Below are 14962 nucleotides of genomic sequence, written 5' to 3'. Positions count from 1 at the left end.
TGCTACCTGCTGATATTAAAAGTATTTTGGCTTACTTCTTCTCTTCTTTGACCTCTTCGAAATCGGCGTCAACGACCTTCTCATCCTTGTGTTTCGAAGCGCCGGCCTGTTCGGCGCCGGCAGCGCCTTCTCCTTCGGCCCCGGCCTCCTGGGTCTTGGCATACATGGCCTCGGCCAGCTTGTGGGCCGATTGGGCCAGTTCGTCGGTGGCCTTTTTGATCGCTTCGGCGTCTTCGCCTTCCATGACCTTCTTCAGCTCGGCGATCTTGTTCTCGATATTCCCCTTTTCAACGGCATCGATCTTGTCGCCGAACTCCTTGAGCGATTTTTCGGTACTGTAGACCATACTGTCGGCCTGGTTGCGGGCCTCGATGGCTTCGCGTTTCTTGCGATCGTCTTCCGCGTGGGCCTCGGCATCGCGCACCATCTTGTCGATCTCTTCCTTTGAAAGCCCCGAGGAGGCCGTGATGCGGATGGATTGCTCCTTGCCGGTGCCCAGGTCCTTGGCCGAGACGTGGACGATGCCGTTGGCATCGATGTCAAAGGTGACCTCGATCTGGGGCACACCGCGGGGTGCCGGCGGAAGGCCGGTCAGTTCGAAGTTGCCGAGGGTCTTGTTGTCATGCGCCATCTCGCGCTCGCCTTGAAGAACGTGGATGGAGACGGCCGGCTGGTTGTCGGCTGCGGTGGAGAACACCTGGCTTTTACGGCACGGTATGGTGGTGTTCTTTTCGATCAGTTTGGTCATGACGCTGCCCAGGGTTTCGATACCCAGCGAAAGCGGGGTAACGTCCAGCAGCAGCACGTCCTTCACATCACCCTTCAACACGCCGCCCTGGATGCCCGCCCCGATGGCGACCACCTCGTCCGGGTTGACGCCTTTGTTGGGGGTCTTGCCGAAGATCTCCTCGACCCGTTTCTGCACGGCCGGCATGCGGGTCATGCCGCCCACCAGGATAACCTCGTCGATCTCGCTGGAGGAGAGACCGGCATCCTTGAGGGCGGTGCGGCAGGGGCCGTCCAGTCTGGCCAGCAACTGGGCGCAGATCGATTCAAGCTTGGCGCGGGAAAGTTTCAGCGTCAGGTGCTTGGGACCGGAGGCGTCGGCGGTGATGAAGGGGAGGTTGATGTCGGTCTCCACGGAGGTGGAGAGTTCGCACTTGGCCTTCTCGGCCGCTTCCTTCAGGCGCTGCAGGGCCATCTTGTCGCCGCGCAGGTCGATGCCCTGGTCCTTCTTGAACTCGTCGGCGATCCAGTCGATCACCAGTTGGTCGAAGTCCTCGCCCCCCAGGAAGGTGTCACCGTTGGTGGACTTGACCTCGAATACCCCGTCGCCCAGCTCAAGGATCGAAATATCGAACGTACCGCCGCCCAGGTCGAAGACGGCGATCTTCTCGTCTTTCTTCTTGTCCAGGCCGTAGGCCAGGGCGGCGGCGGTCGGCTCGTTGATGATGCGCAGGACGTTCAGGCCGGCGATCTTGCCGGCATCCTTGGTGGCCTGGCGCTGGGAGTCGTCGAAGTAGGCCGGCACGGTAATGACGGCATCGGTGACGGCCTCGCCCAAGTAGTCCTCGGCGGTCTTCTTCATCTTTTGCAGCACGATGGCCGAGATCTCGGGGGGGGAGTAGCGTTTGTCGCGTACATCGACCCAGGCGTCGCCGTTATCTGCCTTGACGATCTTGAAAGGTGAAATGGCGATGTCTTTTTTGACCGCATCCGTTTCAAACTTGCGGCCGATCAGGCGTTTGATGGAGTACAGGGTGTTCTCCGGGTTGGTAACTGCCTGCCGTTTGGCCTGCTGCCCCACGAGGCGCTCACCATTCTCGGCAAAAGCCACCATCGAGGGTGTGGTGCGGCTCCCCTCGGAATTGGCGATAACAACCGGTTCTCCACCCTCCATGATTGCGACGCAGGAGTTGGTGGTCCCCAGATCGATTCCGATTACTTTACTCATGACGGATAATCCTCCTTTTCATATCTTCCTGTAGAAATAAAACTAGTCATCGTTTTGGGAAAAAACAAGGGTATGGTGAAAAAAAGTGAATGGTGAATCGTGAATCGTGAATCGTGAATGGCGTAACCCGCAAACCACTCGTTTTTCAATCATTCACCATTCACCCTTCACGATTCACGGTTTTATCCTTTGATCTCCGTCGAGACGGACACCATGGCCGGGCGCAGCAGGCGATCCTTCAGCAGGTAGCCTTTCTGGTATTCCTCCACAACCGTATTGGGGGGGGATTCATCGGTCGGCACCTGGGCCATGGCCTGGTGGAAGGCCGTATCAAAGGGGGCGCCGACCGCTTCGACCGGCGTCACGTTGAATTTCCGGAGCGACGCCAGCAACATGGTATGGGTCATGCGAATCCCCTCCACCAGGGCGGGCAACCCGTCCTCGGAGGCATGGCCCAAGGCGCGCTCCAGGTTGTCCAGTACCGGCAGTATCTCCTCGATCAGCGACTTGTAGCCGTAATTGAGCAATTCCTCTTTTTCGCGATTGGTGCGTTTGCGTAGATTTTCCAGATCGGCCCGTTCCCGCAGGAAGCGGTCCCAGTTCTCCCGCGCTTCCTTTTCCTTGGCGGCGAGCTGCTCCTCGAGGGACAGGGGCTCGACCTCCGGTACTCCGGCTGCGGTTTGGTCTGCGGCGTCGCCACCCTGGCCGGCGGCTTGTTCGGCGTTCTTCGGTTCTACGGTATCGTGCGCTTTCATGGTCGCTTATAATCCTTTTTCTAAGATATACTGCGTTTCGGCTCAGGTTTCCGCGAGCATCCGGCTTACCAGGCGAGCGGTGTAATCGACAATGGGGATGACGCTGGAGTAGCCCATCCGGGTGGGGCCGATCACCCCCAACAACCCGACGGTATTGCTGCTGGTGACAAAACGGGATGTGATCAGGCTGACGCCGGCCGATTGGCTCAAGGGGGATTCGGAGCCGATATAGATCTGCACGCCATCGGCAGACATGCACCGTTCCAGGAGCTTCAGTAACTGCCCCTTCTGTTCGAAGGCGCGGAAAACATCCTTCATGCGACCCACATCGTTGAATTCCGGCTGGTCAAGGATACGGGCCTGGCCCTCGACGAATATTTCGTCTCCCTCACCGGAAACGGCCTGCTCGGTCATGCGCAGGGCGAGCAACATGAGGTTGTCGTACTGCATCTTCTCGGTGTGCATCTCTTCCAGGATGCGCTTCCGGGCCTGGGAGATGGTCAGCCCCTGCATCAGCTCGTTCAGGTAATTGCCCATGGTGATCAGATCGGTCTGGGAAAATTCCGTATCGCTTTCCACTAGGCGGTTTTGTACCGTGCCGTTGCTGGATACCAGGATCGCCAGCACCTTGTGGCTCCCGATGCGGATGAATTCGATATGGCGGAACACGTCTGAAGTGAAGCTGGGCGCCACGACGATCCCCATATAATTGGAGAGCGACGACAGGGTGCGGCTGGTCTCTTTGAGAATCCCCAGAAGTCCGGCCCCGGCTTCGCGACAGCGGCGTATGATCAGTTTCTTTTCGTCACGGCTGACCTGCCGAAGCGCTACCAGGGAGTCCACGTAGAGTCGATAGGCTTTTTCGGTCGGCACCCGGCCGGCCGAGGTGTGGGGCGAGGTCAGGAGCCCCATCTCTTCAAGGTTGGCCATGACGTTTCTGATGGTAGCCGTTGAGAGGGGCAGGGCGTGTCTGCGCGCCACGGAACCGCTGCCGACCGGTTCGGCTGTGGCGATGTAATCCTCGACAATCGCTTCAAGTATCTGTCTGCTTCTGGTTGACAGCTCCACGTCCATGACCAAACCTCAAAAAAATAGCACTCAACATCAGGGAGTGCTAGTTCTTGATTTCAAGGTAATAAGTGGTTCCTGATTTGTCAAGGACAATAAGAAGTATTCCGGCGATTGCGCCGGTCCGTCAAATGGCTTGCCTCGGAAAGAGAAACGAGTATATAATTCAAAATTCATCAGCGTTTAGGGGCCATTTGGGAGGAGTTCAGGCGTGTCTTGGCAGGCCATCGGCATATTTGATTCAGGGGTAGGGGGGCTGACGGTGCTGCGCGAGATCATCCGGACGCTGCCCCAGGAAGATACCATCTACTTCGGCGATACGGCCCGGGTGCCCTATGGCACCAAGTCACCCGAAACGGTGACCCGGTACGCCCACGAAATCACGTCGTTCCTGTGCCGGCGGGATATCAAGCTGCTGGTCGTGGCCTGCAACACCGTTTCCGCCGTAGCGCTTCCCGGGCTTAAACGCCAGTTCTCGCTCCCGGTTGTGGGGGTGATCGAGCCGGGGGCGCGCCGGGCGGTCGAAGTGACCCGCAGCGGTCGGGTGGGGGTGATCGGCACTGCCGGGACCATCCGGAGCAGCGCCTATACCCGTGCCATCAAGCGCCTCAAACCCGACGCCTGTGTGCTGACCCGCGCCTGCCCGTTGTTCGTCCCCCTGGCCGAGGAGGGGTGGACCGACAATCAGGTGGCGCGCCTTACGGCCGAGAGCTACCTGCGCGAACTCAAGGAAGCCGGGATCGATACCCTGGTGTTGGGCTGCACCCACTACCCGCTGCTCAAACCGCTCATCGCCGATATCATGGGGCCGGACGTCACCCTGGTGGACTCGGCTGAAGAGACCGCACGGACCGTGGCCGCCATTCTGGCCGACAAACACCTCCTGCGCCCTGCCGCGGAGGAGGGAAATCATCACTACTATGTCAGCGATATCCCGGCCGGATTCATCCGGGTGGGGAACCGTTTCCTGGGGGGGCGCCTGGGGGATGTGTATCAGGTGGACCTTGACAAAGACGGAGAGGAGTGCTGACCCATGCCATTGGTCCGGCGAAAACGTGTCAATATTGGCCTGGTACTGCCGTTTCTGGTGATCGCCCTGGCGTTCGGGTGGATGCTCTGGCAAAAGTACCAAACCAGCTACAGGATTCCTGCGACCCCGCAAACCAAGCAACATTCGGGCACCCGCACGGTGGTGTTGTTCTTTGTGGCCGACGGCAATCGATTGGCGCGCGAGGCCCGGGAGCTGGAGTCGTGCAACGAAGCCGGGGCCTGCATCAAAAACACGCTGGATGCCCTTTTGAGCGGTCCCCTGGGGGACTATGACGTAGCTCTGCCGGAAAACACGAGTTTGAACAGTGTGCGCATAGAAGGTGGTACGGCCGTTGTCGATCTGAGCCGGGAGTTTGCCGTGGATCTGCCGTCCGGTAGCTCTGCGGAGATGTTGGCCGTGTATTCCATCGTCGATACGATCAGTGCCAATTACCCCCAGATCAGTCGGGTGAAGCTGACGGTAGAGGGGAATAGCTCGACAGTGCTCAACCATCTGGATCTGTCCGCCCCCCTGGCGCCGGACTATTCTCTGGAACAAGCGTCCGGACAGGCCCCGGCCGTCGCACCATCCACACCGAAAAAGGGAAAATGATGAAGCCATTCCTCGAAGCCATCCAAGAAAAGGTGCTTATTCTCGACGGGGCCATGGGCACCATGCTCCAGGAACGGGGTTTGAGGCCGGGGCAGTCCCCGGAGGAGCTCAACCTGACCATGCCGGAGGTTGTTGCGTCGGTGCACCGTGATTATGTGGAGGCCGGGGCCGATATCATCATAACCAATACCTTCGGCGGCAGCCGTTTCAAGCTGGCCCACTACGGCCTGGAGGGACGGTTGGCCGAGATCAATGCCCGCGCCGTCCAGATCGCCCGCAAGGAAGCGGGCGGCAGGGCGTACGTGGGCGGTTCCATCGGTCCCACCGGGCAATTCGTGGAGCCTTTGGGCGAGATCCCCTTCGACGAGATGAAGGCCGCCTTCCGCGAACAGGCGGCGGCGCTGATCGACGCCGGAGCCGACCTGCTCAGCCTGGAGACGTTTCTGGACATCAAGGAGTGCCGCGCCGCCCTGATCGCCATCCGCGAGGTCTCCGGGACGATTCCGGTCATCGCCATGCTGACCTTCGACGACAACGGCCGCTCGGTGCTGGGTACGCCGCCCGAGTCCGCCGCCATCACCCTGACCGCTGCCGGGGCCGACATCATAGGCTCCAACTGCGGCCTGGGGGTGGATGGCATCTACGATATCCTCTGCAGGATGCGCACGGTGACCCATCTGCCGCTGATCTCCCAGGCCAACGCCGGTTTGCCGCGACTCATCGACGGCGCCACGGTCTTTCCCGGGACACCGCAGGAGATGGCCGCCTATCACGAGCGGATGATCGGGATGGGGGTGAGGGTGATCGGTGGCTGCTGCGGCACCACGCCTGCCCATATCAGCGTTATGAAGGCGGCGCTCGGCACGGTGCAGCAGCCATGGCAGCCGCGCTCGGAATCGACCGGCGTGACGTTCCTTTCCAGCCGTTCCGGCTGGACGGCGGCGGGGGGCGGCAACAAGACCGCCATCATCGGAGAGCGGATCAATCCCACCGGGAAAAAGATCTATTCCCAGGAACTCCAGGACGGCAAGGTGGCCTACATCCGCCGCGAGGCCATGGAACAGGTCGCGGCCGGAGCGACCCTGCTGGACGTGAATGTCGGGACGCCGGGCATCGACGAGCCGGCCGCCATGGAGCGTGCCGTGTTTTGCGCCGCCGCTGCCGCCGGTGTGCCGCTGGTGCTGGATTCCTCCAGCCCGGCTGCCCTGGAGCGCGGGCTCAAGGCGGCCGACGGCAAGGTCCTGATCAACTCGGTTTCCGGGGAGGCCAAGAGCCTGCGCCGTGTGCTGCCCCTGGCCAAAAAGTACGGGGCCGCCGTGATCGGCCTGGCCCTGGACCAGAAGGGAATCCCCGACACCGCCGAGGGGCGGCTGGCCATCGCCCGCCGCATCCGTAACGCCGCCCGGCGGCACGGTATCCCGGACGCCGATATCATCATCGACTGTCTGACCCTGACGGTCAGCGCCGAGCAGAAGCGGGCCGCCGAAACCCTGCGGGCCATCCGGCTGGTCAAACAGAAACTGGGGCTTTCCACGGTGCTGGGGGTCAGCAACATCTCATTCGGCCTGCCCCAGCGGCCGTTGATCTCGTCGGCATTCTTCGCCATGGCCATGGAGGCCGGGCTGGATGCCGCCATCATCAACCCCAGGGACGGCGCCATGATGGCGGCCTGGCGTTCGGCCATGGTCCTCCTGAACCGCGATCATCAGGCAGCGGTCTATATCGAGGCCTACCGCGGCGAGCAGGCAGCGGCAACCGTTCAGGCGGTCGCGGCATCCGACGCCCCGCTTTCCATCCGCGAACGACTTTCCCGGGCGGTCATCGACGGCGACCGGGACGGCATCGTTCCCTTGGTGGAGGAGGCTCTGCGGGAAGGGTTGGCCCCGATGCAGGTCAGCAGCGAGGGCTTTTTGCCCGGTCTTGAGGAGGTGGGGCGGCGCTTTGAGAAGAATATCTTCTTCCTGCCCCAGGTCATGCAGTCGGCCGACACCATGCAGGCCGGTTTCGTCCGCCTGAAAGAGGAGATGAAGGGGCAGGCGTTCGAGAGCCGCGGCCGCATCCTGATGGCCACCGTGGAAGGCGACATCCATGACATCGGCAAGAACATCGTCTGTACCTTGCTGGAAAATCACGGCTTCGAGGTCTTCGATATCGGCAAGAACGTAGCGGCAGCCACCATCATCGCCAAGGCAAAGGAGTACGCCGTCGATGCGGTGGGACTCTCGGCCCTGATGACCACCACCATGTCCGAGATGGACAATGTGATCAAACGGCTCAGGGCCTCTGGGGTAAAGACCTTTACCATGGTGGGGGGGGCGGTGGTGACCCAGGAATACGCCGACCAAATCGGCGCCGATCTCTATGCCCGCGACGCCATGGAGGCCGTTGCCAGGATCAAGCAGTTGCTGGGCGCCGAGGGGTGATTTTGTTGCGGTGATTTGGCGGGGAGTTCTTTTTGAATCAACTATTTAACATGTTGCAGTTACTGGGGCTTTTGTGGTAACGTCACGTTAATTCCGTTATTTCGCGTACGGGTTTGCTCATGGTTCTGGGATTCAATCACAACGTCATGTATAAGGGAGAGGTCTTCCACGTCCAAACCGAGGACAGTGGTGTCTCCTCTCCCCACATCATTACCCTGCTCTATCGGGGGGGAGTCATCCTCTGCTCCAAGAAGACCAGTTACGCCGACATCCTGAAGATAGAGAACCTTGAATCCGTGGTGGAAGAGTTGATGAAGGATCAGCACAAGGAGATGATGCGGCGTCTCAAATCAGGGGAATTCGACCAGCGCGCCTTTCAGGCCCCTTCTTCCCGGGCAGGGGCTGTCGCCGACAAGCAGCCCGTTCCCCCGGCATCTGCGGATTCCGAGCTCCTTTCTGCGCCGCTCGCCCCTCCATCTCCGTCAGCCGCGAAAACCGACGTCTCGCTCCTGTTCGCAGCGCCTGTGCCGCAACAGGGCGGCGCCGCCCCGCAGGAAGCGGCCGACCGCGACAAAGCCGCGAAAGAGGTGGTCAAGCTTGACGACGCCATCCTTTCGTTTTTCGGTGCCAATGACAAATAATCCTGGCCGTGGGGGCTTTACCTCAAACGGACGGTCACGTAGGGCCCTTCGGCCGCAACAGCGACGTGCTGACATCGCACAGGGATACCATTAGTGTTCAAGAGCCTGACAACCCGCATTATTGCCACGACCATTGTCCTGCTTGTTGGTGGCATCTTCATCTATACCTTTTTTAACGTCCGGCAGCAGCAGTCCCAGCTGATCGATACGGCCCGCGAAAACACAGAATTGCTGCTCCATACCGTAGAAAACAGTATCTACAACACCATGCACCTGGGAAACGTTCAGGATGTGAGTTCGATCCTGGCCATGATGGGGCAGCACAATCAGTTGGTCGGCGTGCGCATCTTCCATCCCCATGGGGTGATCCTGCGTTCGTCCAACCCGGCCGAGGTCGGCAAGGTGGTCGGTATGGATGACTATCGACTGTACCTCAATCCCAAACATTACGGCATCTTCGACCTCCCCCCCTACGGCGAGGTGCTGTCCATGGTCAAGCCGATTTACAACGAAGCGGCGTGCCACACCTGCCACGGCAGCAAGGCCAAGGTCATCGGCATCCTCAATGTGGACTATTCGCTCTACCGGACCAAGATGCAGATGCTGACGGCTTCGCGCATCTTTATCGCCTCGTCGGTTGCCATCACCTTTTTTCTCTCCATCACCATTTCGTTCATACTCTTCAAGTTTGTCAAAAAGCCCCTGGACAGCATGACCGCCAACATGTCGCGGGTAGAAAACGGCGACCTGAGCGTGCGCATCGACTATCGGGGCACGGATGACGAGATCGGCAAATTGATCAACAGTTTCAACTCCATGGTGGACCGGCTCGAGGTGACCAAAAAGGAGTTGGAGCAGTATCATTTCCAACAGTTGGAACGGGCGGACCGCCTGGCCGCCATCGGCGAGATGGCCGCCGGCATCGCCCACGAGATCAAAAACCCGCTGGCAGGCATCTCCGCCGCGGTGAGCATCATCAGGGACGACATGGAGCCGGACGACCCGCGCAGTGGCATCCTCAAGGAGGTGCTGCAACAGGTGCAGCGCCTGGACAAGACGGTCAACGACCTGCTCTTTTTCGGCAAGCCTTCGGTCCCTGAACTGGCTTGTATCGACATCAGCGATATCATCGAGAAGACCCTCAAATTCGCTTCCCAGCACCGGGGCGTAAAGCACATCGAACGGCAGCTGGAGTTCGCCCCCGGCCTTCCCACGGTGTATGCCGACGGCAAGCAGATGCAGCAGGTATTTCTCAACCTCATCCTGAACGCCTTCCAGGCCATGAGCGAAGGGGGGACGCTGACCATCAGCACCAGCCTGTCCACCCGCCAGGGGCGCGACCATGTGCGGATAGACGTGGCCGATACCGGCTCAGGTATTCCCCCCCAGATTCAGGAAAAGATCTTTACGCCGTTTTTCACCACCAAGGCCCAGGGCACCGGCCTGGGGCTGCCCATATGCTACAAGCTGATCAACCTGCACAACGGTTTTTTCACCGTTGCCAACAACACCCCCCGCGGCACCATATTCACCATAGAGCTGCCGGCCTGCAGCGTTCATGACATCGAAGAGGTAAGGAGAGCGCATGAAACGTAACAAAATTCTGGTTGTTGACGACGAGCACCTGATCCGTTGGTCGTTGGAGCAAAACCTGAAGAAGCAGGGCTATGAGGTCGTTACCGCCGGCGACGGCGAGGAGGCTTTGCGCCTGGCCCGGGAAGAGCAGCCCGACCTGGTGTTGCTGGATATCCAGATGCCGGGCATCAACGGCATCGAGGCGCTGGAAAAGCTCAAGGAATACGATGAGGAGATCGTGGTCATCATGGTGACCGCCCACGGCGGCCTTGAGACGGCGGTCAACGCCATGCGCCTGGGGGCCTACGATTATATCAGCAAGCCGTTCAATCTGGACGAACTGGCCATCATCATCAAAAAGGCGCTGGAGACCACGGACCTCAAGCGCGAGGTGGCCCGCCTCCGCTCCGAGACGAAGAAATCCTTCCCGCCCAATATCATCGGCGACAGCAGGCAGATAAAGCAGTTGATGGAGGTGCTGGACAAGGTGGCCAAGAGCGAGGCCTCCACAGTTCTGGTGCAGGGGGAATCCGGCACCGGCAAGGAACTGGTGGCCAAGTGGATCCACTACAGCTCGAACCGTGCGGACAAGCCGTTCATCGCCATCAACTGCGCGGCGGTGCCGGCCACGCTTTTGGAGAGCGAGCTGTTCGGCCATGAAAAAGGGGCCTTCACCGACGCCAAGAACACCAAAAAAGGGTTGTTCGAACTGGCCGACGGCGGCACCGTGTTTCTGGACGAGATCGGCGACATGGAGATGGGGATGCAGGCAAAGCTGCTCCGCTTCCTGGAGGACCGCTCGTTCCGCCGTATCGGCGGCGGCCGGGTCTTTACCGTCGATGTGCGCATCATCTCCGCCACCAACAAGGATCTGCAGAAGTCCATCGAGGAAAAAACCTTCCGCAACGACCTCTATTACCGCTTGCAGGTCATCCCCATCCACCTGTCGCCCCTGCGGGACCGCAAGGAGGACATCATCCCCCTGGCCAACCATTTCATCGGGGTCTACAATAAGGACTTCAACAAGAAGGTGCAGGGCATCGCCGGCATGGCCGAACGTATCCTCGCGGATTACGGCTGGCCGGGCAACGTGCGGGAGCTGAAAAACGTCATCGAGCGGGCCATTATCCTGGGTAACGAAGACACGCTCATGCTGGAGCACCTGCCCCTGGAAATCGTCGCCAAGACCACCCCCCAGAGCGGCCCCCCCCTGGCGACCTTCCGGCTGCCGGCCGAGGGCATCGATATCGAGGAGGTGGAAAAGGAGTTGATCCGCCAGGCCCTCGACAGCACGGAGTGGAACCAGTCCAAGGCCGCCAAGAAGCTCAGCCTGGGCATCGACGCCTTCCGCTACCGGATGAAGAAGTTCGGGTATTTGAAGTGAGAATGTGAAACGTGAATCGTGAATGGTGCAAAGTGAATCGTGAATGGTGAATAGTGAATAACAACCCTTCACGTCTTTTCCTTCACGCATCACGTCTTTCCATTCACCATTCACATCTTTCCCTTCACGATTCACGTCTTTCTATTCACGATTCACGTCTTTCCCTTCACGTTTCACCATTCACGCTTTAAGGAGTTTCAAGATGAATCCGCAGGACAAGATATATGTGGCCGGACATCGCGGCATGGTCGGATCGGCCATCGTGCGCCGACTCCAGGGGGCGGGCTACACCAACCTGGTGCTCCCTTCGCGGGCAGAGTTGGACCTGTGCAACCAGGCTGCGGTTGCGGCCTTTTTCCGCGATGAACGCCCGGAATACGTCTTCCTGGCCGCCGCGAAGGTGGGCGGAATCGTAGCCAACAGCACCCAGCCGGGCCAGTTTATCTACGAGAACCTGATGATCCAGAACAACATCGTGCATGGCTCGTGGAACACCGGCGTCAAGCGCCTGCTGTTCCTGGGCAGCACCTGCATCTATCCCAAGCTGGCGCCCCAACCTCTGAAGGAGGAATACCTCCTGACCGGGCCGCTGGAACCGACCAACGACGCCTATGCCGTGGCCAAGATCGCCGGCATCACCATGTGCCGCTCCTTCAACCGCCAGTACGGCACCCGCTACCTGGCCGCCATGCCCACCAACCTCTACGGGATCAACGACAACTTCGACCTGGTCTCATCCCACGTCCTGCCGGCCATGATCCGCAAATTCCACGAAGCGAAGGAGCGCGGCGACGCCACGGTGACCATCTGGGGCAGCGGTACGCCCCTGCGGGAATTCCTCCATGTGGATGACCTGGCGGACGGCTGCCTGCACCTGATCAACCTGCCGGAGGCGGAGTATGGCCGCCTGCTGGATGATCCTGCGGCCCCGGCCCTGATCAATATCGGCAGCGGCGAGGAGCTAACCATCCGCGAACTGGCCCTGGTGGTGAAAAAAGTGGTCGGATTCGCGGGCGATCTGGCCTTCGACCCCGGCAAGCCCGACGGCACGCCGCGCAAGCTCTGCGACGTGTCCCGGCTCCATGCCCTCGGCTGGCGGCATCGTATCGGCCTGGAGGATGGGCTTGCGGCAACGTATCGCTGGTATCAGGAGCAGGGCTGTGAATCGTGAATGGTGAATCGTGAAAAAGGCGGGTAAAAGGATTGTGAATGGTGAAGAGGGCTCATAAAAAACTGGAAGTTTGGCAGGAAGGTGTGTCCCTTGCGACCGCCGTATATGAGCTGACAGAGGCATTTCCAAAATCTGAGATATATGGCTTGAGCTCTCAAATGCGCCGGGCTGTAGTCTCAATACCGAGCAATATCGCCGAAGGGGCCGCACGGTTTTCAACGAAAGAATTTGCCCAGTTTCTCAGTATTGCCGGTGGTTCTTTGAGTGAGCTTGACACGCAGTTGGAAATTGCCTTCAACCTCGGATTTATCGAATCTCCACAGAAAAAGGAAATGGATAGCAGGATCGACTCGATTTCAGCAAAGCTTGCCGGCCTCATCAACAAAGTACGAGAAAATACGAAGTAGTCCCTTCACGATTCACAGTTTCACCCTTCACCGTTTTCACAATTCACAATTCACAGTTTCACCGTTTTAGCTTGCAATTTTCCCCTGTTTTTCGCTAATGTTCAGAATATGAACAACAGCGAAAAATCACTCGAATCCTACCGCTCCCTCTTGCTGCTTTCCGAGATAACCGGCGAAGAGCCCCTGTCCCAGCGGGAACTCTCCCGCCGGCTCGGCATTGCCGTCGGTCTGGTCAACTCCTATCTGAAAAACCTTGTTTCCAAAGGCTACGTGCGGGTCAAAAACTTCCCCAGCAACCGCTACGCCTATCTCCTCACCCCCCAAGGCCTGGCCGAGAAGAGCCGCCTGGCCTATCAGCACCTCAGTTACTTCACCAGCCTCTACACCGTTGCCCGCCAGGACTACCTGGACCTGTTCCGCCGCCTGGAGACCGCCGGTGTGCGGGAGGTCGCCTTCTGCGGGGTGGACGAGGTGGCCGAGGTGGCCTACCTGTCGTTGCAGGAGACCGATATCAAGCTGGTTGCGGTCATGGACGACGCACGTGCCGGGGAGACGTTCTTCGGGGTGCCGGTCGTCGCACTGGCGGCAGGGGTGCCCCAGGTGGGCGCTTCGCTGGTGATCTCCTCCATGAAGCGGCGCACGGAGTTGTTGCAGGCGCTCCTGGGGCAGGGGGTTGCCTTGGGGCGAATCTTCACCGCAGGGGCGGAAAGCGGCAAGGAGAATGGCGGTGGTCGGGCATGATCAAGGTCCTCTCCATATTCGGCACGCGTCCCGAAGCGATCAAGATGGCACCGGTGGTCAAGGAGCTTGAGAAACATGCGGACCGGTTCGTCAGCCGCGTCTGCGTCACGGCCCAGCATCGCCAGATGCTCGACCAGGTGCTGCACCTCTTCGACATCGTCCCGGATCACGACCTGGACATCATGAAGCCGGGCCAGAACCTCTTTGACATCACCTACAACGTGCTGCTGGGGCTGCGCGGGGTATTGGAAGAGGAACGGCCCGATATCGTCCTGGTCCACGGCGATACGACCACCACCATGGCCGCCTCGCTGGCCGCCTACTACCTGCGTATCCCCGTGGGGCACGTGGAGGCGGGGTTGCGGACGCACAACAAGTACGCCCCCTTCCCGGAGGAGATCAACCGGCACGTCGCCGGGGTGATTGCAGACCTGCATTTCGCACCCACGCCGTGGGCGCGGGACAACCTGCTGCGCGAGGGGATCGACCCCGCAACCATCCACGTCACCGGCAACACGGTGATCGACGCGCTCCTGGCGGTCGTCGACAAGGTGCGGCAGCCAGAGCACGAAGCGGGGATCATGGAACGCTTGCGCCGGTGCCTCCCGGAAAATTCCCCCGTTCTGACCTCCCGGACCTCTCCCGTGATCCTGGTCACCGGCCATCGCCGGGAGAACTTCGGCGAAGGCTTCGAAAATATCTGCCGGGCGCTGGCTGAAATAGGTGAGACGTATTCTGACGTAGAGATCGTCTACCCCGCGCACCTGAACCCCAATGTTCAAGAGCCGGTACGGCGCCTCCTGGGCAGCAAGCATGGCAACATCCACCTGATCGAACCGCAGGATTACCTCCCCTTTGTCTGGCTGATGAACCGCTCCCGCCTGATCATCACCGATTCCGGCGGCGTGCAGGAAGAGGCGCCGTCATTGGGCAAGCCGGTGCTGGTCATGCGCGACACCACCGAGCGTCCCGAGGCCCTTGAGGCGGGAACGGTGCGGCTGGTCGGAACGGACCCTGAGAGGATTGTGGCTGAGGCTGGCCGCCTGCTTACGGACGGGGAGGCATATAGGGCAATGAGTCAGGCGCATAACCCGTATGGGGACGGCAAGGCGGCCGGGAGGATTGCAGAATTCCTTATTGGGATGGGGAGGGAAAGAAAGAGTGATCCGTGTTGTGGTTGATGGGTGTTCAGCGGAAAAAT

General features: G+C 60.0%; 13 protein-coding genes. 10 read left to right on the top strand and 3 right to left on the bottom strand.

What is annotated here, in order from left to right; genetic code table 11:
* Positions 1-31: 31 nt before the first annotated feature.
* The 3 genes from dnaK to hrcA all read right to left on the bottom strand — a co-directional run bounded on the left by dnaK (position 32) and on the right by hrcA (position 3783).
* A complete protein-coding gene (gene dnaK, locus ET418_RS05850; RefSeq protein ID WP_149306653.1) occupies positions 32-1954 on the bottom strand; it encodes a molecular chaperone DnaK in 1923 nt (640 codons plus the stop codon).
* Positions 1955-2136: 182 nt separating this feature from the next.
* Positions 2137-2709, bottom strand: a complete 573-nt coding sequence (gene grpE / locus ET418_RS05845) for a nucleotide exchange factor GrpE (RefSeq protein ID WP_149306652.1) — start codon at positions 2707-2709, stop codon at positions 2137-2139.
* A gap of 42 nt (positions 2710-2751) precedes the next feature.
* Positions 2752-3783 (bottom strand): heat-inducible transcriptional repressor HrcA, encoded by a 1032-nt coding sequence (hrcA, locus tag ET418_RS05840; protein ID WP_149306651.1) that lies wholly within the window; start codon positions 3781-3783, stop codon positions 2752-2754.
* Between the two features lie 205 nt (positions 3784-3988).
* Here hrcA and murI point away from each other — a divergent pair, with 205 nt between their 5' ends.
* The 10 genes from murI (at position 3989) to wecB (ending at position 14942) form a co-directional block, all read left to right on the top strand.
* The gene (gene murI, locus ET418_RS05835) at positions 3989-4807 is read left to right on the top strand and encodes a glutamate racemase (RefSeq protein ID WP_149306650.1); all 819 of its coding nucleotides are present in this window, start codon (positions 3989-3991) and stop codon (positions 4805-4807) included.
* 3 nt (positions 4808-4810) lie between these two features.
* A complete protein-coding gene (locus ET418_RS05830) occupies positions 4811-5419 on the top strand; it encodes a GerMN domain-containing protein (protein ID WP_149306649.1) in 609 nt (202 codons plus the stop codon).
* Entirely contained in the window at positions 5416-7842 is a 2427-nt protein-coding gene (locus tag ET418_RS05825) for a homocysteine S-methyltransferase family protein (RefSeq protein ID WP_149306648.1), read from the top strand. Before ET418_RS05830 ends, ET418_RS05825 begins: the two co-directional genes overlap by 4 nt.
* Positions 7843-7961: 119 nt before the next feature.
* Positions 7962-8483: a hypothetical protein gene (locus ET418_RS05820; protein WP_149306647.1), complete on the top strand. Its 522-nt coding sequence runs from the start codon at positions 7962-7964 to the stop codon at positions 8481-8483.
* 93 nt (positions 8484-8576) lie between these two features.
* Positions 8577-10079 carry an ATP-binding protein gene (locus ET418_RS05815; RefSeq protein ID WP_246152961.1) on the top strand — a complete coding sequence of 501 codons (1503 nt, stop codon included), beginning with the start codon at positions 8577-8579 and terminating at the stop codon, positions 10077-10079.
* Positions 10069-11442, top strand: coding sequence for a sigma-54-dependent transcriptional regulator (locus ET418_RS05810; protein WP_149306645.1), 1374 nt, complete (start codon positions 10069-10071; stop codon positions 11440-11442). Before ET418_RS05815 ends, ET418_RS05810 begins: the two co-directional genes overlap by 11 nt.
* A gap of 202 nt (positions 11443-11644) precedes the next feature.
* Positions 11645-12613 (top strand): GDP-L-fucose synthase family protein, encoded by a 969-nt coding sequence (locus ET418_RS05805; protein ID WP_149306644.1) that lies wholly within the window; start codon positions 11645-11647, stop codon positions 12611-12613.
* A gap of 38 nt (positions 12614-12651) precedes the next feature.
* The gene (locus ET418_RS05800; RefSeq protein WP_149306643.1) at positions 12652-13020 is read left to right on the top strand and encodes a four helix bundle protein; all 369 of its coding nucleotides are present in this window, start codon (positions 12652-12654) and stop codon (positions 13018-13020) included.
* Between the two features lie 108 nt (positions 13021-13128).
* Positions 13129-13761 carry a winged helix-turn-helix transcriptional regulator gene (locus ET418_RS05795; RefSeq protein WP_149306642.1) on the top strand — a complete coding sequence of 211 codons (633 nt, stop codon included), beginning with the start codon at positions 13129-13131 and terminating at the stop codon, positions 13759-13761.
* A complete protein-coding gene (wecB, locus tag ET418_RS05790) occupies positions 13758-14942 on the top strand; it encodes a non-hydrolyzing UDP-N-acetylglucosamine 2-epimerase (protein ID WP_149306641.1) in 1185 nt (394 codons plus the stop codon). Before ET418_RS05795 ends, wecB begins: the two co-directional genes overlap by 4 nt.
* Positions 14943-14962 lie beyond the last annotated feature (20 nt).

It is taken from the genome of Oryzomonas rubra (genome assembly GCF_008369015.1).
Lineage (GTDB): Bacteria > Desulfobacterota > Desulfuromonadia > Geobacterales > Pseudopelobacteraceae > Oryzomonas > Oryzomonas japonica.
The sequence above is the reverse complement of the archived record's forward strand: the minus strand, read 5'-3'. Positions and strand labels throughout refer to the sequence as shown.